Origin of the sequence: Paractinoplanes globisporus DSM 43857, assembly GCF_000379645.1 — a bacterium.
Classification (GTDB): domain Bacteria; phylum Actinomycetota; class Actinomycetes; order Mycobacteriales; family Micromonosporaceae; genus Actinoplanes; species Actinoplanes globisporus.
Genome location: NZ_KB903339.1, coordinates 274,705 through 292,288, shown reverse-complemented (window position 1 = coordinate 292,288; position 17,584 = coordinate 274,705). Strand labels below are relative to the sequence as shown.

At 71.3% G+C, this 17,584-nt stretch carries 19 protein-coding genes; 8 read left to right on the top strand and 11 right to left on the bottom strand.

Translation table 11 applies throughout. From position 1 onward, the window contains the following. Positions 1–3: 3 nt before the first annotated feature. Positions 4–588, top strand: coding sequence for a CGNR zinc finger domain-containing protein (locus A3CQ_RS58260; RefSeq protein ID WP_020517234.1), 585 nt, complete (start codon positions 4–6; stop codon positions 586–588). On the opposite strand, the gene A3CQ_RS0143370 is transcribed toward A3CQ_RS58260, so the two are convergent. From A3CQ_RS0143370 to A3CQ_RS0143360, 3 genes are read right to left on the bottom strand one after another with little or no spacing between them, the layout of a single operon-like run. Then, a complete protein-coding gene (locus A3CQ_RS0143370) occupies positions 556–1,923 on the bottom strand; it encodes a (Fe-S)-binding protein (protein WP_020517233.1) in 1,368 nt (455 codons plus the stop codon). The genes A3CQ_RS58260 and A3CQ_RS0143370 overlap by 33 nt on opposite strands. After that, the gene (locus A3CQ_RS0143365; protein WP_020517232.1) at positions 1,923–3,041 is read right to left on the bottom strand and encodes an FAD-binding oxidoreductase; all 1,119 of its coding nucleotides are present in this window, start codon (positions 3,039–3,041) and stop codon (positions 1,923–1,925) included. The genes A3CQ_RS0143370 and A3CQ_RS0143365 overlap by 1 nt, the downstream gene beginning before the upstream one ends. Then, complete coding sequence (locus A3CQ_RS0143360; RefSeq protein WP_020517231.1) at positions 3,041–4,492, bottom strand: FAD-linked oxidase C-terminal domain-containing protein; 1,452 nt, start codon at positions 4,490–4,492, stop codon at positions 3,041–3,043. Before A3CQ_RS0143360 ends, A3CQ_RS0143365 begins: the two co-directional genes overlap by 1 nt. 108 nt (positions 4,493–4,600) lie before the next feature. Here A3CQ_RS0143360 and A3CQ_RS0143355 point away from each other — a divergent pair, with 108 nt between their 5' ends. Continuing rightward, on the top strand, positions 4,601–5,305 hold the full coding sequence (locus A3CQ_RS0143355) for a hypothetical protein (RefSeq protein ID WP_020517230.1): 705 nt from the start codon (positions 4,601–4,603) through the stop codon (positions 5,303–5,305). Positions 5,306–5,399: 94 nt separating this feature from the next. On the opposite strand, the gene A3CQ_RS63385 is transcribed toward A3CQ_RS0143355, so the two are convergent. Further along, positions 5,400–5,672 (bottom strand): cytochrome P450, encoded by a 273-nt coding sequence (locus tag A3CQ_RS63385; protein ID WP_245577637.1) that lies wholly within the window; start codon positions 5,670–5,672, stop codon positions 5,400–5,402. A gap of 4 nt (positions 5,673–5,676) precedes the next feature. Further along, positions 5,677–5,973 (bottom strand): cytochrome P450, encoded by a 297-nt coding sequence (locus A3CQ_RS63380; protein ID WP_026206852.1) that lies wholly within the window; start codon positions 5,971–5,973, stop codon positions 5,677–5,679. An 8-nt stretch (positions 5,974–5,981) separates the two neighbouring features. Between A3CQ_RS63380 and A3CQ_RS63375 the strand changes: the two genes are divergently transcribed. Both A3CQ_RS63375 and A3CQ_RS0143335 read left to right on the top strand, forming a co-directional pair. Continuing rightward, positions 5,982–6,167 carry a hypothetical protein gene (locus tag A3CQ_RS63375; RefSeq protein ID WP_020517229.1) on the top strand — a complete coding sequence of 62 codons (186 nt, stop codon included), beginning with the start codon at positions 5,982–5,984 and terminating at the stop codon, positions 6,165–6,167. 288 nt (positions 6,168–6,455) lie between these two features. Continuing rightward, the gene (locus A3CQ_RS0143335; protein WP_020517228.1) at positions 6,456–6,860 is read left to right on the top strand and encodes a helix-turn-helix domain-containing protein; all 405 of its coding nucleotides are present in this window, start codon (positions 6,456–6,458) and stop codon (positions 6,858–6,860) included. On the opposite strand, the gene A3CQ_RS0143330 is transcribed toward A3CQ_RS0143335, so the two are convergent. Next, positions 6,811–7,908, bottom strand: a complete 1,098-nt coding sequence (locus A3CQ_RS0143330; RefSeq protein WP_020517227.1) for an MAB_1171c family putative transporter — start codon at positions 7,906–7,908, stop codon at positions 6,811–6,813. The genes A3CQ_RS0143335 and A3CQ_RS0143330 overlap by 50 nt on opposite strands. Next, complete coding sequence (locus A3CQ_RS0143325; RefSeq protein ID WP_157297025.1) at positions 7,905–8,372, bottom strand: hypothetical protein; 468 nt, start codon at positions 8,370–8,372, stop codon at positions 7,905–7,907. The genes A3CQ_RS0143330 and A3CQ_RS0143325 overlap by 4 nt, the downstream gene beginning before the upstream one ends. A 189-nt stretch (positions 8,373–8,561) precedes the next feature. Between A3CQ_RS0143325 and ppdK the strand changes: the two genes are divergently transcribed. Beyond that, positions 8,562–11,243, top strand: a complete 2,682-nt coding sequence (gene ppdK, locus A3CQ_RS0143320) for a pyruvate, phosphate dikinase (protein WP_020517225.1) — start codon at positions 8,562–8,564, stop codon at positions 11,241–11,243. A 64-nt stretch (positions 11,244–11,307) separates the two neighbouring features. Here ppdK and A3CQ_RS0143315 read toward each other — a convergent pair whose 3' ends face one another. Then, complete coding sequence (locus A3CQ_RS0143315) at positions 11,308–12,744, bottom strand: RNA-guided endonuclease InsQ/TnpB family protein (RefSeq protein ID WP_084699480.1); 1,437 nt, start codon at positions 12,742–12,744, stop codon at positions 11,308–11,310. 119 nt (positions 12,745–12,863) lie between these two features. On the opposite strand from A3CQ_RS0143315, the gene A3CQ_RS0143310 reads away from it, so the two are divergent. Beyond that, positions 12,864–13,271, top strand: coding sequence for a VOC family protein (locus A3CQ_RS0143310; protein ID WP_020517223.1), 408 nt, complete (start codon positions 12,864–12,866; stop codon positions 13,269–13,271). A 50-nt stretch (positions 13,272–13,321) separates the two neighbouring features. Here the strand turns inward: A3CQ_RS0143310 and A3CQ_RS0143305 are convergent, their stop codons facing one another. Beyond that, the gene (locus tag A3CQ_RS0143305; RefSeq protein ID WP_020517222.1) at positions 13,322–14,200 is read right to left on the bottom strand and encodes a hypothetical protein; all 879 of its coding nucleotides are present in this window, start codon (positions 14,198–14,200) and stop codon (positions 13,322–13,324) included. 147 nt (positions 14,201–14,347) lie between these two features. Here A3CQ_RS0143305 and A3CQ_RS0143300 point away from each other — a divergent pair, with 147 nt between their 5' ends. Beyond that, entirely contained in the window at positions 14,348–14,917 is a 570-nt protein-coding gene (locus A3CQ_RS0143300; protein WP_020517221.1) for a pyridoxamine 5'-phosphate oxidase family protein, read from the top strand. A gap of 13 nt (positions 14,918–14,930) precedes the next feature. On the opposite strand, the gene A3CQ_RS0143295 is transcribed toward A3CQ_RS0143300, so the two are convergent. Together A3CQ_RS0143295 and A3CQ_RS56115 are read right to left on the bottom strand one after the other, a co-directional pair. Beyond that, the gene (locus A3CQ_RS0143295; RefSeq protein WP_026206851.1) at positions 14,931–15,845 is read right to left on the bottom strand and encodes an NAD-dependent epimerase/dehydratase family protein; all 915 of its coding nucleotides are present in this window, start codon (positions 15,843–15,845) and stop codon (positions 14,931–14,933) included. A 28-nt stretch (positions 15,846–15,873) separates the two neighbouring features. After that, positions 15,874–17,112: an ROK family protein gene (locus A3CQ_RS56115; RefSeq protein WP_020517219.1), complete on the bottom strand. Its 1,239-nt coding sequence runs from the start codon at positions 17,110–17,112 to the stop codon at positions 15,874–15,876. A 94-nt stretch (positions 17,113–17,206) separates the two neighbouring features. Here A3CQ_RS56115 and A3CQ_RS0143285 point away from each other — a divergent pair, with 94 nt between their 5' ends. Next, positions 17,207–17,578 (top strand): YybH family protein, encoded by a 372-nt coding sequence (locus A3CQ_RS0143285; RefSeq protein WP_020517218.1) that lies wholly within the window; start codon positions 17,207–17,209, stop codon positions 17,576–17,578. Positions 17,579–17,584: the final 6 nt, after the last annotated feature.

The following is a 17,584-nucleotide window of genomic DNA, read 5'->3' as shown; positions in this document are numbered from 1 at the left end:
GCCATGGAGTGGCGAATCGTCGGCGGGCACGCGGCGCTCGATCTGGCCAACACGGTCGCGCCCCGCTCACCCGGCACGGTGGAAGAGGATCACCTGTCCGATCCGGCCGCGCTTCTGGATTGGGCGCAGCGGGCCGGGGTCGTCGACGAGGCCGAGGCCGTGCAGGTCGCGCAGGCGTGGGCGCCCGAGGAGGCGCTGGCCGACGCGCTCGAGATCCGCGCGATGGTCGACGACACCCTCCACGGCCGGCGGCTGGCGGCGCTGACCCGGCGGTGGGCGGAGGCGATGGCCCGCGCCGAGATGCTCCCTCGAGAAACGGGCGCGACGCTGGTGGTCGGCGCCGACCCGGCCATGATGATCGGCGACCGGCTGGCCGACGCCCTCGTCGACCTGCTGCGGCACGCCGACCTGAGCCGGCTGCGCTCGTGCCCGCTCGACGAGGGCGGCTGCGGCTGGCTGTTCCTCGACCGCAGCCGCAACCAGTCCCGCAAGTGGTGCACGATGGAGGACTGCGGAACCCATGCGAAGTCCCGCCGCCTGACCGAGCGCCGCCGCTCAGCGTCGGTCAAGCAACGCGCCGGCGCCTAGCCCCCGGATCGAGGCGTCGAGCACCTGGGCCGTGTGGGCGAGTGCGATCTCGCCGCCCTGCCGCTGGATCGCCGCCGCCACCTGCATGAGGCACCCGGGGTTGGCCGTCACCAGCAGCGTCGCGCCGGTGGCGAGGACGTTCGTGGCCTTGAGGTCGCCGAGCTCGGCGGCCGGGACCGGATTGAGCACGTTCCAGATGCCGGCCGAGCCGCAGCAGATCTCCGGGTCGGCGATCTCCTTCATGGTCAGCCCGGGAATGCCGCGCAGCAGCGATCGTGGCTGCGACCGGATGCCCTGGGCGTGCCCGAGGTGGCACGCGTCGTGGTAGGCCACCGTGACGTCCAGCGGATGCCGGGTGGCGACCGGGCCAAGTTCGACCAGCAGCTCGGCCAGGTCGCGGACCTTCGCGGTGAAGGCGGCGGCCCGGGCCGCGTAGGCCGGATCGTCGGCGAGCAGCGCGTCGTACTCCTTGAGCGACGAGCCGCACCCGGCCGCGTTGACCACGAAGTAGTCCATCCCGGTGCGCTCGAACGTGTCGATCAGCTTGCGGGCGAACCGCTGCGCCTCGGCCCGGCGTCCGTTGTGGACGCTCAGCGCGCCGCAGCAGCCCTGCGACGGCGGGATGAGCACCTCGCAGCCCTCGGCCGCGAGCACCCGCACGGTCGCCGAGTTCACGTCGGGGAAGAAGGCGCTCTGCACGCAGCCGGTGAGCATCCCGACCACGGCCCGGCGGGTGCCGAGGGCGGCGATCCTGCGGGGCGGGCGTGGCACGCTGCGCAGCCGCGGCGCCAGCGACTCGAGAGTGGCGAGGGTGGGCGCGAGGCGGGGGAGCAGGCCGCTGCGGGCCACCAGCTTTTGCAAACCCGTGCTCTGGTACGCGCGCAGCGGCCCGCGCAGCAGCCGGAGGCGCCGCGGGTACGGGAACAGGGCGAAGATCGCCGCGCGCAGGGCACGCTCCTTGGGCGTACGCGTGTGCCGCCGCTCGATCTGGGCGCGGGTGTCCTCGATCAGCCGGTCGTACTGCACCCCCGACGGGCACGCGGTCACGCACGACATGCAGCCGAGGCAGTTGTCGAAGTGCTCGACCATCGAGTCGCTGAGCGGTTCCCCGCCGACGCCCTGGTTCATCAGGTAGATCCGCCCGCGCGGCGAGTCGGCCTCGGCGCCCCACAACACGTACGTCGGGCAGGTGGGCAGGCAGAATCCGCAGTGCACGCAGTCGGCGATCAGCTCCTTGCTCGGCGGGTGGTCGGCGTCGAAGGCCGGTCCGGCCCCGTTGACCGGCCCGAGCACATCGCGCGGCGGCTCCCCGGTGCCCCACGTGGCATCGACCATCAGATGCCTCCCACGAAACGGCCGGGCGCGAACCGATGCCCCGGATCGAACTGGTCCTTGACCCGCCGCATGAGCGCGAGCCCCGGCACCGGCCCCCACATGTCCAGAATGTCGCGCACCGGTGACGGCGCCGTCAGCACCACCGCGTGCCCGCCCAGCCGCACACACTGCGCCCGCAGCCGCTCGACCTGCGTGATCCCGTCAGCCGCCGCATAGAGCACGCCGGTGCCCGCCGACCCGCGCACCGGATCACCGCCGGCCGCCAGCTCCGGGACGGCCGACAGCGGCACGGACAGCTTCATCCCGATCCCGTCCGACGGCCACGGATCGACGCCCCACCAGGCCGGCGGATCATCGGCGACATCGCCGCCCAGCAGTTTCGCAAGCAGAGCAGACCTTTCCCGTACGCCCTCGGGTGTGCCCTCGACCAGCACGGCGAGCTCGCCCGACGCGGAGTCGATCTCGATGGCGGCCGGGGCGACGCGGGCCTCCCGCACTCGGGCCGCCTCCTCCGCCGGGGCCTTGGCCCGCACATAGGCGAGCGAACGCGGGCGCGGATGCAGCCGGAACGCGCACTCGGTGATCAGCCCGAGCGTCCCGTACGACCCGGTGAACAGCTTGCCGAGGTCGTAGCCGGCCACGTTCTTCACGACCTTGCCGCCCGACTTGGCGACCTTCCCGTCCGGCCGCACCACGGTGATGCCGATGAGCAGGTCACGGACGGTCCCGTAGTGCAGCCGCCGCGGCCCGCTGGTGTTGACCGCGACCGTGCCCCCGACGGTCGAGCCGGCCGGGCCGTCCAGCGCCAGCACCTGGTCGCCCAGCGCGATCTCGGCCAGCGGGGTGCCGGCCCGGACGATCGTGATCAGATCGCCGGCCGCGTGCTCGACCACCCCGCTCAGCCGCCGGGTGTCGATGATCAGATCGAGGGCCTGTGGCGGCACACCCCAGTCGATCTTCGTACCCGCTCCCCGGATCACCACGGTCAGATCCTGCGCGGCCGCGATCAGCGCCGCCGCCTCCTCGGTGCTGCCGGGCGCCGCGACGAGCCGGGCCGGGACGCCCCCGACCGCGTCGTCGTCGGTGCCCGGGCGGGCCAGATCGTCGAGAACCGGCATCAGAAAACCTCCGCGCCCTCGTACTCGACGGCGCCCCGATGGCGGCCCGGGCGCTCGCCGCACAGCCGCGGGGTCGGGAAGATCTTGCCCGGGTTGGCGATACCGGCGGGATCGAAGGCGCAGCGCACCAGCTGCATCGTGTCGAGGTCGTCGTCGGTGAACATGCGCGGCATGTATTTCGCCTTGTCGGCGCCGACCCCGTGCTCCCCGGTGATCGATCCGCCGTACTCGATGCAGAGGTCGATGATCGCGCCGGACGCCTCCTCGGCCCGCTCGGCCTGGCCCTCCACGGCGTCGTCGAAGAGCACCAGTGGATGCAGGTTTCCGTCGCCGGCGTGGAACACGTTCGCCACCCGGACGCCGTGCGCGGCGGCGAGCTCGTCGATGCGGCGCAGCACCTCGGGCAGCGCCGTCCGCGGGATCACGCCGTCCTGCACGATGTAGTCGGGGCTGATGCGGCCGACGGCGGCGAACGCCGATTTCCGTCCCTTCCAGAACAGGGCCCGCTCGGCGTCGTCGGCCGCGATGCGGATCTCGAAGGCGCCGTTCGCCTCGCACAGCCGGTTCACCTCGTCGAACTGGGCCGCGACCTCGGCCGAGGGCCCGTCCAGCTCGACGATCAGCACGGCGCCGGCGCCGGCCGGGTAACCACAGGCGACCGCCGCCTCGGCCGCCTCGATGGCGAGCGCGTCCATCATCTCGATCGCGGCCGGCACCACGCCCGCCCCGATGATCGCCGAGGTGGCGGCGCCGGCCTCGTCGGTGCCGCGGAACGCGGCCAGCAGCGTGCGCACCGACTCGGGCAGCCGGGTCAGCCGGACGGTCACCTCGGTGGCGACCCCGAGCGTCCCCTCCGAGCCGACGAACGCACCGAGCAGGTCGTAGCCGGGCGCGTCCGGCGCGCGGCCACCGAGGCGGGTGATCGCGCCGTCGGGGGTGACCACCTCGAGGCCGGTCACGTGGTTGGTGGTGAAGCCGTACTTGAGGCAGTGGGCGCCGCCCGAGTTTTCCGCGACGTTGCCCCCGATCGAGCAGATCTGCTGGCTGGACGGGTCGGGGGCGTAGTAGTAGCCGTGCGGGGTGGCGGCCCGGGTGACCTGCAGATTGATCACCCCGGGCTCGACGACGGCCCGCTCGTCCTCCGGGGAGATCGACCGGATCGCGCGCATCTGGGCGGTCACGATCAGCACGCCGTCGGCGTGGGGGAGCGCCCCGCCGGAGAGGCCGGTGCCCGAGCCCCGGGCCACGAACGGCACCCCGGCGTCGGCGCAGGCGCGCACCACCTCGGCGACCTGGGCCGTGTTCTGCGGCAGCGCCACGAGCGCGGGGACGACCTTGTAGTGGGCGAGGCCGTCACACTCGTACGTCCGCAGTTCCTGCCGGTCGGTGACCACGCGCTCGTGCCCGAGCGACGCCCGCAGCCTGATGGCAAGTTCCTCGATCCCGCTCACGAGGTCAACCTAACCCGCCGGGAGGCCGAGCGCGACGGTCTCGTGACGGCCTGTGGATAACCCTCGGCCGGCATCGGCGACCGGCGAATCTTCTGCAAAGATGGCCCGATGTTCGTGACCGCCCGAGCCGCCCGCATCGCCGTCACCGCCCTCTGCGCCCTCGCCGTGACGGCCGCCTGCAGCGACTCCGGCGACGACAACAAGCAGCCCGACAAGCAGCAGCAGCTGATCACGTCGACCACCATGCGCGGCGCCCTGCTGCAGGCCAACGAGGTCGGTCCCACCTGGTCCGCGCCCGAGGAGAGCGCCGACCCCAACCAGCTGGTGAGCATCTGCGGCGGCACCACCGCGGCGCCGACCGTGCCGCCCGGTGGCGAGGTCGTCGCCGCCCCGCTGGTCGACGAGGGGGAGAAAGGCGCACAGACCCTCGAGCAGATCGCGCTGGTCTACGGCAACAAGTCGGGCGCCGACGCGGCGCTGGCCGGGCTGCGGGGCATCGCCGACGGCTGCCAGAAGGACCTGTCCGTCCCGCCGGTCAAGACCAGCGACCGCAACGAGCCGGCCTACACCGAGTCGGTGGCCGTGGAGCCGCTCAACGAGGGCGGCTGGGCGGGGTTCGTGGTGATCCGGCACAAGAAGTACGAGCCGACCCACCCCGGCACGGCCGACACCGCCGTGGTCGTCGCGCAGACGGCGAACGTGGTGCTCGTGGACGCGTACGCCATCTATCAGCTCAACAACGCGAGCACCGCGCCCACCTTCGACACCGACTGGAAGAAGCTGGTCGGCACGGTCGTGCAGCGCGTGGGATAGACAGACCCGCCCGGCTTCGTCTAATGTTCGGCGTGCGCCGTTGCGAGTTCTTCCCCCGTGGAATTCGCAGCGGCGTCTTACGTTGGCCGCGAGATCACGCCGCCGGCGTCACCGGCAGGCTCGTGTAGCCGCGGATCGTCAAGCTGTCCCGCCGCGTGGGCGCGCCGTCGAGGCGTACGCGCGGAAAATGACGCAAAAGCGCGGGAAACGCGACCTGCGCTTCCAGGCGGGCGAGCGGCGCACCCAGGCAGAAGTGGATCCCCCCGCCGAACGACAACGGCGCATTGTCCGGCCTGGACAGGTCGAGTCGCGACGGCGACGCGAAGCGCGCCGGGTCGTGATTGCCCGCGCCGAGATAAGCGACAATCCGGTCACCCGTTGGCCAGCAGGTTCGTCGTCGTCTCGAAACCGGCCGCGAACAGCAGAGCCGCCATCGTGATCAGCTCGTCCTCGTCCAGCTGGTCACCCTCGTCCTCGGCCGCGACCAGCGCGCTGATCAGGTCCTCCCGCGGCGCGCGGCGGCGTTCGTCCACGAGCGAGGCCAGGTAGGCCCGCATCGTCGCGGCGGCGGGATCGGCCTTCGCGATCACGTCGGGGGTGATCGTGTCGAGCAGCTGCGACAGGTCCCGCACGTGGGTCTGGAACTGCGCCCGGTCCGGCCCCGGCAAGGAGGCTCGTGAACAGCTGCCGCAGCGACGGATGGTCCTTCCAGTCCGGCAGCCCGGCGAACGCCAGCATCGCGGCCGGCATGTGGCCGAGCCGCGCGTGCCGGGTGACCGCGGCGCAGTCGGCGTGCCGGGTGACGACCAGGGCGCCGTCGTCGGCCCGCACCACCGGCGAGATCTCCCGGAGGCGCTCGTAACGCGGGTACGGGTCCTCGCGGCCGACCATGGTGGTCAGCTCGCCGAGCAGGGCCGAGACCTCGGGTCCTTCCACAATGTCCACCACGCGGCCGACCCTACCCGGGTGGGGGGTTGAGGCGCGGAGCGTCGTGGCTTAGGCTCTCACCGGTCTCATCAACCACAGTTTATGGCGTCCTACATCGGGGGATGTGCATGGACACTCCGCGTGTCCCTGCTCATGGACGCTGAGCTCGCGTACAGCTGTGCTCTCATATAGTGGTCCGGGCAGACGGGGAAGGAGGGGCGTGGTGGGCGCCTTCTCCATCGCCGAGAAGCTGGACCGGTTGTTCCGCCAGGTCCGGGCCGCGGGCCAGGCGGAGCCGAGCTACATGGCGGTCGCCGAGGCGATCCGGACGACGCAGGGTGTGCCGATCTCGCACACGTACATCTGGCAGCTGCGCACCGGCCGCCGCGACAATCCGACAATTCAGCATCTGACGGCTTTGGCCGCTTATTTCGGCGTACCGGTGTCGTATTTCCTCGACGACGAGCAGACCCGCCGGGTCGACGCGCAGCTGGAATTGCTGCAGAGCATCCGCGATGCCGGCGTGACCGAGATAGCGCTGCGGGCGGCCGACGTGTCGCCGCGCGGCCGCGAGACGATCAGCGAGCTGATTCGGAAGGTCTGGGAGTCGGAGCAGTCTCCGGAGTGACCGCCCGCCGGTGGTAGGCACGGCTCACCCGGCTCAGCCACGCGACCTCGTCGGCCATCTCCGGCCCGACCGGCGCGAACCCGGCGGTTTCGGCCGACGGTGCGATCCCTTCCGCGTGGCGTCGCAGGGCTTCCGCGATTGCCGCGGCTTCCGCTTCCGGTGTTCCCGGAGAGATTCCCTGCAGGTACGGCCGGAGCGCGAGCATCCCGTCCCTGATCTCGATGACCCGGCGGTAGAGCCGCAGGTGCACATCGTCGACGCCCGACAGCTCGAACACCGCCCGGCGCGGCGTGAACAGGATGACCTCGGGAAACGCGTCCCGCATGGCCGTCCACAGCGGCCGCAGGGCCAGCAGCGAGCGGTACGCCGCGAACACCGATCGTGCCTTCCGCCCGGCCGGCACCAGCGCCCCGGCCACCGCGAGCAGCGTGCCGGCGCCCTGCAGCGCGCGGCCCGGCCCGGCCACCGTCTCGAAGTCGATCGGGACGCCGGCGCCGCGCAGCACGATGAGGATCGTCTTCACGGCCGCGTACACCACGATCATCGCCGTGCCGACCGCGATCGTGCGCAGCCCGAGCCGCGGCAGCCCGGCCGGCGCGTCCCGGGCCACCGACCAGAACAGCATCACCGAGCTGACCAGGATGGCCCCGAGAAAACCCTCGAGCACGACCCAGTACGCGACCATCGGCGGCGTGAGATGACCGCTGAGCCGCGCCGGACTCGGGTCGATCCCGCCGGTGGTCAGGTCGAGCGTCACCAGCGTGACCACCACCGCCACCGTCAGCGCGACCTGCCACGGCCGGACCCGGACCCCGCTGAGCAGGGCGAGGAACCGCAGCAGGACGAACGCCGAGATCGCGCCGAGCAGGTGGGTCAGGATCGGCCAGCCGATCGCCCGGGCCAGCGGCGGGAAGGTCGACGTCTCGGTCAGTGTCCCGGCGAACAGCGTCGCCCACATGGCCTGCTGGCGCCGGTCGCGCAGCAGCGTGGGGAGTCGTGCCACCGTCGCGCCCCAGAGGAACGCCAGCAGCCCGACGTCGAAGGTCACTCGGCGAAGCCGAAGGCGTCGGCCACCCGGCCGAGGGTGCCCGGCGGCGTCGCCGAGCGGCCGCGGATCAGCGAGGCCAGCATCTCGGCCTCCCGCTCCTGCTCGGTGGTGTAGCTGACCCGGCCGAGCACCCGGCGGACCGTGGCCGGGTCGAGGTCGGGGAACAGCCGGGACAGCGCTCCCTCGGAACCGGAGTGGCCGCAGAGGATGTGCGCGAGCTCGTGCAGCACGATGTGCTCGGCGTGCAGCGGCGAGGTGCCCGGGTCGTAGAAGACGTGGTCGGCCTGGTCGGTCGCGATCCACATGCCGCAGGGCGCGTCGGCGGCCAGCCCGGGGACCGGGCGGCGGATCAGCGGGCGGCCACGGCTGGCGGCCACCTCGGCGCAGAACGCGTCGAGGTCGAACGGCCGGGGGACCCTGATGCCCCGCAGGCGCCGCTCGCTCCGCCACCGCAAACCTTTCACCGCCGAAAGGTTACCCGCAGGTGGGTATGCACGGAACTGCGCGAAGAGAGCGCTTCCCGAACAGGGAGCTGCGGGAGCCTGTGGAAAACCCCACGCATAGGTTAACTATTCGGCCAAGGTCTGCTTAGCCTTACGAATCTCGGGGCAGAAACCAGTTCGGCCGCGGAATCGAAACCGGAGGTGGTCGGCATGGATAAGTACGTCTACGACTTCGCCGAGGGCAACAAGGACATGAAGGATCTGCTCGGCGGGAAGGGCGCGAATCTCGCCGAGATGACCAACCTCGGCCTGCCTGTGCCGGCCGGCTTCACGATCACCAGCGAGGCGTGTCAGCGCTACCTTGCCCGGGGCACCCATGTCGACGGTCTCGAGGAGGAGATCGACCAGCACCTCGCCGGCCTCGAGCAGGCGATGGGTCGCAAGCTCGGCGACCCCGCCGACCCACTGCTGGTCTCCGTACGCTCCGGCGCGAAGTTCTCGATGCCCGGCATGATGGAGACCGTCCTCAACGTCGGGCTCAACGACGAGTCGGTGGCCGGCCTGTCCCGCCAGGCCGGTGGCAACGACCGGTTCGCCTGGGACTCCTACCGGCGGCTCATCCAGATGTTCGGCAAGACCGTCTGCGACGTGCCCGGCGAGGAGTTCGAGGACGCGCTGCACCAGGCCAAGGTGACCAAGGGCGTCAAGGAGGACGTCCAGCTCGAGGCCGACGACCTCAAGGCGCTCGTCGGGGCGTACAAGAAGGTCTTCGCCAAGCACGTCGGCCACGACTTCCCGCAGGACCCCCGGCACCAGCTCGAGCTGGCCATCGAGGCGGTCTTCCGCTCGTGGAACGCCGACCGGGCCGTGCTCTACCGCCGCCAGGAGCGGATCCCGGCCGACCTGGGCACCGCGGTCAACGTCGTGGCCATGGTCTTCGGCAACCTCGGCCCCGACTCGGGCACCGGCGTCGCCTTCACCCGCGACCCGGCCACCGGCGAGACCGGCATCTACGGCGACTACCTGCAGAACGCGCAGGGCGAGGACGTCGTCGCCGGCATCCGCAACACGCTCCCGCTCGCCGACCTCGAGAAGATCGACAAGAAGTCGTACGACGAGCTGCTCGACATCATGGCCACGCTCGAGGGCCACTACCACGACCTGTGCGACATCGAGTTCACCATCGAGCGCGGCAAGCTGTGGATGCTGCAGACCCGCGTCGGCAAGCGCACCGCGGCGGCCGCCTTCACGATCGCCGCGCAGCTCATCGACGAGGGCATGATCGACCTGGACGAGGCGCTCACCCGGGTCAGCGGGGCGCAGCTCGCCCAGCTGATGTTCCCCCGCTTCGACCTGTCCGGGGAGCCGGTCGCGATCACCCGCGGCGTCGGCGCCTCACCGGGCGCGGCCGCCGGCGAGGTCGTCTTCACCGCCGCCGATGCCGTGGCCCGTGCCGCCTCGGGCCAGCCGGTGATCCTGGTACGCCGCGAGACCAACCCGGACGACCTGGAAGGCATGATCGCCGCCCAGGGCATCCTCACCTCCCGCGGCGGCAAGACGTCACACGCGGCGGTGGTCGCCCGCGGCATGGGCAAGACCTGCGTCTGCGGCGCCGACCGCATCGAGGTCGGCCGCGACCAGTTCACCGTCGACGGCCAGGTGGTCCACGAGGGCGACGTGATCTCGATCGACGGCACCACCGGCCGCGTCTACCTCGGCGAGGTGCCGGTCCGGCCCTCCGAGGTGGTCCAGTACTTCGAGGGCGACCTCGAACCGGCCCGGGCCAACGATCCGCTGGTCGCCGCCGTGCACCTGCTCATGACCCACGCCGACGAGAAGTCCACGCTCAAGGTTCGCACCAACGCCGACACCGGCACCGACGCCGCGCGTGCCCGGCGCTTCGGCGCGAAGGGCATCGGCCTGTGCCGCACCGAGCACATGTTCCTCGGCGACCGGCGCGAGCTGGTGGAGCGGCTGATCCTGGCGCACAACCCGACCGAGCGCAACGACGCGCTGGGCGCTCTGCAGCCGCTGCAGCGGGCCGACTTCCTCGAGATCTTCCGCGAGATGAACGGGCTGCCGGTCACCGTGCGGCTGATCGACCCGCCGCTGCACGAGTTCCTGCCGTCGCTGGAGGAGCTCGCGGTGCAGGTGGCGGTGGCGAAGGAGCGCGGGGAGGAATCGGCGCGCGACCAGCGGATGCTGACGGCGGTGCGGCGCATGCACGAGCAGAACCCGATGCTCGGCCTGCGGGGCGTACGGCTGGGATTGGTCATTCCGGGTTTGTTCGCCATGCAGGTGCGTGCCATCGCCGAGGCCGCGGTCGCGCTGGCCGCCGAGGGCGGCCACCCACGCCCCGAGATCATGGTTCCGCTGGTCGGCGCCGTTCAAGAGCTGGAGACCGTACGCGCCGAGGCCGAGAAGATCATCAGCGAGGTGGTCGGCGACTCCGGCGTCGAGGTGCTGATCGGCACGATGATCGAGGTGCCGCGGGCCGCCCTGACCGCCGGGCAGATCGCCGAGGCCGCCGAGTTCTTCTCGTTCGGCACCAACGACCTCACCCAGATGGCCTGGGGCTTCTCCCGCGACGACGTCGAAGGCGCGTTCTTCTGGCGCTACCTGGAGCTGGGCATCTTCGGCATCAGCCCGTTCGAGTCGATCGACCGCGACGGGGTCGGCCGGCTGGTGCGGATCGCCGCCTCCGAGGGACGGGCCGCCCGGCCGGGCCTCAAGCTCGGCGTCTGCGGCGAGCACGGCGGTGACCCGGAGTCGGTGCACTTCTTCCACGAGGTGGGCCTCGACTACGTCTCCTGCTCGCCGTTCCGGGTGCCGGTCGCCCGCCTCGAGGCCGGCCGCGCCGCGGTGGAATCGGCCGGTTCCGACCATCGCTGACCGTTTGTTCCTTGCACTTTGCGCCTTCCGATGACTTCTACGCCGGCTTTGCCGGTGGGTGGGTCTAGAGCGGCGTCCACGAACGTTCACCGGGGTTGGTCCGGTGATGTTGTGGATCCCCGCTCACGGGTGTGAGCGAGCGACTCCCCTGTGATGGGGCGGGCCTCCGCCGGCCAAGAGACCCGGCCGCCGTCCGGGGTGGTCGGCGGCGGGGGTCACGCCGTGCCGTGGCAGCACCGGGGAGGTGTCGTCCGGCTCGACGGTGCGTGACCACCCCACCCAATACACGGGTGGGGGTGGTGGTTGCGCCGCCCGGGGTGCGGGTGGCGATGGTGAACGCCGCGGCGAGATCACGGTGCCCGGCGAACTGGCAATGCCGGCAGGACAGGTTCCGGCCTGAAGGTTTGGGGATGCGTTTCCTGCAGGCGGGACAGGTCGAGGAGCTGCCTCGCTCGTCGACCAGATGCACCCGGATCCCGGCGAGGGCGGCCTTGTCTTGCAGGATCTGCAGGGTGCGGCCGATCTGCCACTGTCGCAGCCGCAGATTGTGCCGACGGCCCGCGTTCAGGTTGAGTACCCCGCGCGGGTCGCCGACGGTCAGGGTCCCGACCCGCCGCTCGACGGCCCAGCCGATCACGGTCTTAGCCGCCTCGTGCAGGGCTTGCCGAACCCGACGCTTGTGCCGGCCTTCGACCAAGCGGGCTCGGCGACGGGTCTTGCGCCATCGTCGTGACCCGCGCTGACCCCGACGCGGTGCGCGGGCGGCGACGGGTCGGCTGCGTTGTTTGGTGTCGGCCAGGTGCAGCCGGTGTTCGGCGCGGATGGCCCGCCCGGACACGAGCAGCGCCTCACCGCCGGGGCCGGCGACCGCGAACGGGTGGATGATGCCCAGGTCGATCCCGGCGACCCGCTGCGGGTCGGGCGCTCTCGCGGCCGGATGGGTGATCAGTGGCAGTTCTGCGGTGACATCGATGCAGAGGCGGCCGTCGGTGAACAGCAACGTCACCGATCGCATCGAACCGGGCGGATACGGCATTTCCCGCTTCAGTCGCACCACCAGCGGGGGGCGGCCGCGCGCCACGGGCAAGCGCAGGGTGCGGCCGATGAGGGTGAAGGTGCCGTGATACCAGCGGACCGGCATCAACGCTCGCCGTCGCCGCGGGAACCGCACCTCGACTGCCCCAGCCCTGCGCCGGGCGGCGGCGGAGAACCAGGCGTCGGAGTACCGGCGCAGAACCGACCGGGCGCCGGTGGTGTCGAGTTCTCCGAACGTGCCCGGCCCGGATTCGGCGAGCAACCGACACAACGTCTGGTAGCTCGCCGCGGGCTGATCGCCGCGGTGCCGCCGCCACTGGTTGATCTCGAGTGTGCAGGCCCAGACATCGCCGGCTGAGCGTAGAAGACCGAAGCACCGCTGCCGCTGGGCGCAGGTCAGCCGAAGGCCGATACGTGCGGTTCGGTGTACCGCTGGAGCGGCTTGCGCATTTCTCGCCCTAGGCATGGGCCAATTATATTGCGACACCTAGGCGCACGACAACTGCACCGCAGTGTCTCACCCGGTCAATGTTTTCGGACTAGCGTCGGGCGTGACCAGACAGTCACCAGTCAAGGGAGCCTGCGATGGCGTCTCAGCTCAACCCCTACCTGACCTTCGGCGGCAACGCCCGCCAGGCCATGGAGTTCTACCAGTCCGTCTTCGGCGGCGAGCTCAAAGTCAACACTTTCGGCGAGTTCGGCAACCCCGACCCCGCCCTGGCCGACCTCGTGATGCACGCCAACCTCGACACGCCCCGGGGCTACCGCCTGATGGCCTCCGACACCGCGCCCGGCATGACGCTCAACCCGGGCAACAACGTCACCTGCAGCCTCAGTGGCGACCCGGGCGAGGAGCTCGAGGAGGTCTGGGCCAAGCTCTCCGACGGCGGCGAGGTGCACGTCCCGTTCGAGAAGCAGATGTGGGGCGACACGTTCGGCCAGTGCAAGGACAAGTTCGGCATCCAGTGGATGGTCGACGTCCTCGGTTCCTGACCGTCCCGGGGCCGGGCGGCACGTCCGCCCGGCCTCCCGGCGACCGAGCGTCAGCGGGCATGGCGTGCGCGCGCGTCCATCCACGGGACCGCGCGCGCCATCAGGTCGGCGCGTTGCCGCCGCGCGTGCAGCAGTTCGGCGGGCGTGGTGTGGTAACTCGTTCGCCCGGCGGTCCGGGTGACGATCTTCTCGCCGCCCGGGCCCGTGACCGCGCGCGTCGTCCAGCTGACCCGGGCGACCAGCTTGTCGTCCCAGATCGCGAACTCCTCGACCAGGTCCGGCGGGGTCTGGTCGACGTAGGCCACATAGACGGCGATGCCCGCCCCCAGCTCGTCGTCGATCAGGCGGATGAGCTCGGCCGGCAGCGCCATCTCGATGCTCTCCAGCAGGAACAGGCGCGTGACGGGCACCTCGCGGAGTCGTACGGTCTCGTGGATCTGCCGCCGGTAGTCCTGCTTCGCCTTGTCCTTGGCGCCTTCCGTCGCCCCGCCCAGCTCCGCCAGCCAGAAGTCGTCGACGTGACCGAGCGAGGTGGCGAAGCCTGAGATCGACAGGCTCCGCAGGACCTGAGCCTCGGTCAGATTCAGCCGTTCCGGCCCGACCTCGGCGTGCCCCGCGGCCAGTTGGTGCATCTCCTCGGCAGCCTCGATCATCCGCACCTCGGCGAGCGCCGTGAGCAGTGGGTTGCCAGTCTTGGCGACCGCCGCATAGTTCGCGATGAGCGCGTCGAGGTCCGGGTGGTTGAGGGCGCCGCTCGCTCGCCGGGGGTCCTCCGGCTCCTTGTGACGGTCGACCACCAGGGCGACACTCTCACCGAGCACCGCGACGACGATGGCAACGAGCGGGTTCTCGCTGACGATCCAGGCGATCAGGCCGGCATTGACCGAGGCGAGAAGCCCGAGCGTCCGGTTCTTGGTGATGAAGCGCAAGCCGTCTCCTCGCGCGTCGGTTCACGGCGCGGTGCCCTACAGATTCCGGACAGCCTCGCACACCCCGGCGGCACTCGCTCACGCCGATGGACCGCTGGGTGGGAAACCGGATTCGGTTCCCCGCGGCCGCGGGGCAGGATCGGACGTATGAAGCTGCATGACGGAATCGGCGGGCGGCTGCAAGCCTTCATCGAGGCGCAGCCGATGTTCTTCGTGGCCACCGCGCCGAGCGGGCCGGGCGGCCACGTCAACGTCTCACCCAAGGGCATGGCCGGCACCTTCGTCGTGCTCGGCGAGCATCGGGTCGCCTATCTGGACTACCACGGCAGCGGCGCGGAGACGATCGCCCACCTGACCGAGAACGGGCGGATCACCCTGATGTTCTGCGCTTTTCAGGGCCCGCCGAACATCGTCCGGCTGCACGGCCAGGGCCGCGCGGTACCGGCCTCCGCGCCGGGACACGCCGAGCTGCTGCGCCTGTTCCCCGCCCCGCCCGACACGCACGGCGTACGGTCGGTGATCGATGTCGCCGTGGAAAGAGTCAGCGACTCCTGTGGTTACTCGGTGCCACTCATGACCTACGATGGCGACCGTGACCTGCTGATCCGTGCGCACGAGCGGCGCACCGACGCGGACCTCGCCGACTACCGCCGGGTCAAGAACGGCTTCAGCATCGACGGCCGGCCGATCTTCGCGGAGGCCACTCCGGAGGGCTGATGACGGGCAGTGTTCAGCGGGCGTTGTCGGTGCGCCAGGCCACGTAATCGGCGACCGCCGCGGCGATGTCGAAGGCCGCGGTGAAGCCGGTGTCCGCGGTCAGCCGGGTGATGTCGAGGTACGGATCGGGGCCGTCCTGCCGTCCGGGTAGGAGGTCCAGCCGCAGGCCCGGGGTGATCGCCTCGAGGGCGTCCGCCAGGTCGCGGTTGGTGACCGGGCGGCCGCTGGAGACGTTGTAGGTGTCGTGCCGCAGGGTCGCCGCCGTCGTCAGCAGGGCGATCGCGCGTCCGGCGTCGGGTGCGTAGCAGCAGTCGCCGCCATCGTCGGCGTACCGGGGCTTCGGCTGCTCGCCACGGAGGACGGCGTTGACGTACGGCGGGATGGGGTTGAACGGTGACTCCGGGTCCATCAGCGGTCCCCAGATGCTTCCGATCCGCAGGATGACCGGCTGCACGGCGGTGCCTTGGAGGCCGTGCGTCGTCAGCGGCTCGACGGCCTTCTTGAACGCGACGATCGGGTGGGGCAGGTTCGCGGCCGGCAGCGCGAGGTCCTCGGTCCAGGGGATCTCGGGCCGGCCGACGTACACGCCGAGGCTGCCGGCGACGAGGAACCTGCGCACGTCCCACGCGCGGGCGGCGTCCAGCGCGTTGAGCAGCCCGCCGGTGTCCATGCGGAAGAACTCGACCGGATCGTCGCCGGGGATGCTGCCGGCGAGATGGACGATGTCGCTGATGTCGTGACGGTCGCCGAGCGACAGGAACGCTTGCCGGTCGGTGACGTCCAGGCGTTCCACGACGGCCCGTCCGGCGAGGAACGACGGGACCTCGGCCCGGCGGTGGGAGGTGACGACGACCTCCTGCCCGAGGTCGGCCAGCGCACGGGCGGTGTGGGCGCCGATCATGCCGAGCCCGCCGGTGACGAGGATCATCGGGACCACCTCGAGTCGATCGCGGTCGTCACCGGGCGGTGGCCAGGGCGTTCGTGGCGGCCTGGAGGGGGTCGGCCAGCAGCGTGGTGAAACCCAGATCGGCCGCGCCGATCAAGGTGGCGTCGTCGGCGAGGGCGGAGAGGCGCAGCTGGGCGCGCTCGCGGGAGACGGGCATCGCGTGCTGGGCGATGCGGGCCGCCACCTGCGGGGATGCGGCGGCGTAGACGTCGCGGAGCATGCCGCCGAAGATGACCACGCCGGGGTTGAAGAGGTTGATCAGGTTGGCCACGCCGATGCCCAGCCAGTCGCCGATCTCGGCCACGGCGGCCGCGGCCGCCCTGTCGCCGGCGGCGGCGTCACGGACCACGGCGCGCACGGCATCCCGCCCGAACGGCCTCGTTTGGTGGCCGGGTTCGGCTCGTCGCGGCTCGGCCGTTCGACTGGCCGGGTCGGGGATGCGGCCGGCGGCGGACAGCAATGCGTACTCGCCGGTCTCGGCCTCCAGGCAACCCCGGGAGCCGCACAGGCAGGGACGGCCGTCGACCGGGTTCACCAGCATGTGGCCGACCTCGCAGCCGTAGCCGCTCTCGCCACCCAGGAGCTTGCCGCCGACCAGGATGCCGCCGCCCACGCCCACATCGCCGTGCAGGTAGATCAGGTCGGCGGTGCCAACGCCCGCGCCGCGCTGGTACTCGGCCAGCGCACCGAGATGGGCCTCGTTCCCGACGGCGACCGGGAGGCCCATGCCGAGGGCCTTCGAGAGCTCGGTGCCGAAGGCCTGATCGACCCACCCCATCTCGGGGCCGTAGCGGACCATGCCGTCGCCGGGCCGGATCATGCCGCAGTACGAGGCGCCCACGCCCACGCAGAGCGAGTCAGGATCGATCAGATCGCGTCCCAGTACGGCCAACTTGCGCACGACCGTGTCGAGGTCCACTCCGGCTCGGGGCCGCGGGGCGGCACGGCGTTCGAGGATGCGCCCGCCGAGCCCCACTCGGGCCGCCACCAGCCGGTCCACCGCCACGTCGAAGGCCAGCACCGAGACGCGCTCCGATTCCGGGCACACGACCAGCGAAGGCCGACCGGCGCCGGTGGTGCCCGCGGGATGCTCCTCGCGCACGAGGCCCGCCGCGACCAGCTCGGCGGTCCACGCCAGGATCGTGCTGCGGTTGACGCCCATGCGCTCGGCCAGCGCGGCACGCGAGAGCGGCCCGCTCACGTGAACGTGGTGGAGCAGGTCGCCGAGGCTCGATCGGTGTCGGTGCATCCCGTCCCACAACCTAACCGGCGATGGCCAGATCCGCTCGTACCGACGGCGAAAACCCGATGCGGCGCTGAGGCTGTGCGGCCATGCTGAGCGCGTGGATTTCACGGGGGCAGTAGAACAACATCTGGCGGCGGTCGCCGCGCGAGACCTTCCGGCCTACCTGGCGACCGTACGCGACGACGTGAGCTTGATCCTGCTGAACGGGCGCCTCCTGCGCGGCCGCGAGGCGGTGGCCGGCCTGCACCAGGACTGGTTCGCCGATCCCGACTGGAGCTGGACCCTGTCGCCGGTGCACAGCGCGGTGGCCGGCGACACGGGCGTGGCCGTCTTCGAGGTCGACTACGACGACCTGGACGGTGACGGTAAGCCGTACTCGACCCGCTATCTGTTGAGTCTGACCTTCACCCGCGACAGCGAGGGCTGGCGCCTGCTGCACGATCAGAACACCGCACTGCCCTCCGACTGACCGAGG

Bases quoted from the DNA above. Each gene is read 5' to 3' on its own strand.
- A3CQ_RS58260 (WP_020517234.1), top strand. From the start codon at position 4: ATGGAGTGGCGAATCGTCGGCGGGCACGCGGCGCTCGATCTGGCCAAC.
- A3CQ_RS0143370 (WP_020517233.1), bottom strand. From the start codon at position 1,923: ATGGTCGATGCCACGTGGGGCACCGGGGAGCCGCCGCGCGATGTGCTC.
- A3CQ_RS0143365 (WP_020517232.1), bottom strand. From the start codon at position 3,041: ATGCCGGTTCTCGACGATCTGGCCCGCCCGGGCACCGACGACGACGCG.
- A3CQ_RS0143355 (WP_020517230.1), top strand. From the start codon at position 4,601: ATGTTCGTGACCGCCCGAGCCGCCCGCATCGCCGTCACCGCCCTCTGC.
- ppdK (WP_020517225.1), top strand. From the start codon at position 8,562: ATGGATAAGTACGTCTACGACTTCGCCGAGGGCAACAAGGACATGAAG.
- A3CQ_RS0143315 (WP_084699480.1), bottom strand. From the start codon at position 12,744: ATGCCTAGGGCGAGAAATGCGCAAGCCGCTCCAGCGGTACACCGAACC.
- A3CQ_RS0143310 (WP_020517223.1), top strand. From the start codon at position 12,864: ATGGCGTCTCAGCTCAACCCCTACCTGACCTTCGGCGGCAACGCCCGC.
- A3CQ_RS0143300 (WP_020517221.1), top strand. From the start codon at position 14,348: ATGAAGCTGCATGACGGAATCGGCGGGCGGCTGCAAGCCTTCATCGAG.
- A3CQ_RS0143295 (WP_026206851.1), bottom strand. From the start codon at position 15,845: ATGATCCTCGTCACCGGCGGGCTCGGCATGATCGGCGCCCACACCGCC.
- A3CQ_RS56115 (WP_020517219.1), bottom strand. From the start codon at position 17,112: ATGCACCGACACCGATCGAGCCTCGGCGACCTGCTCCACCACGTTCAC.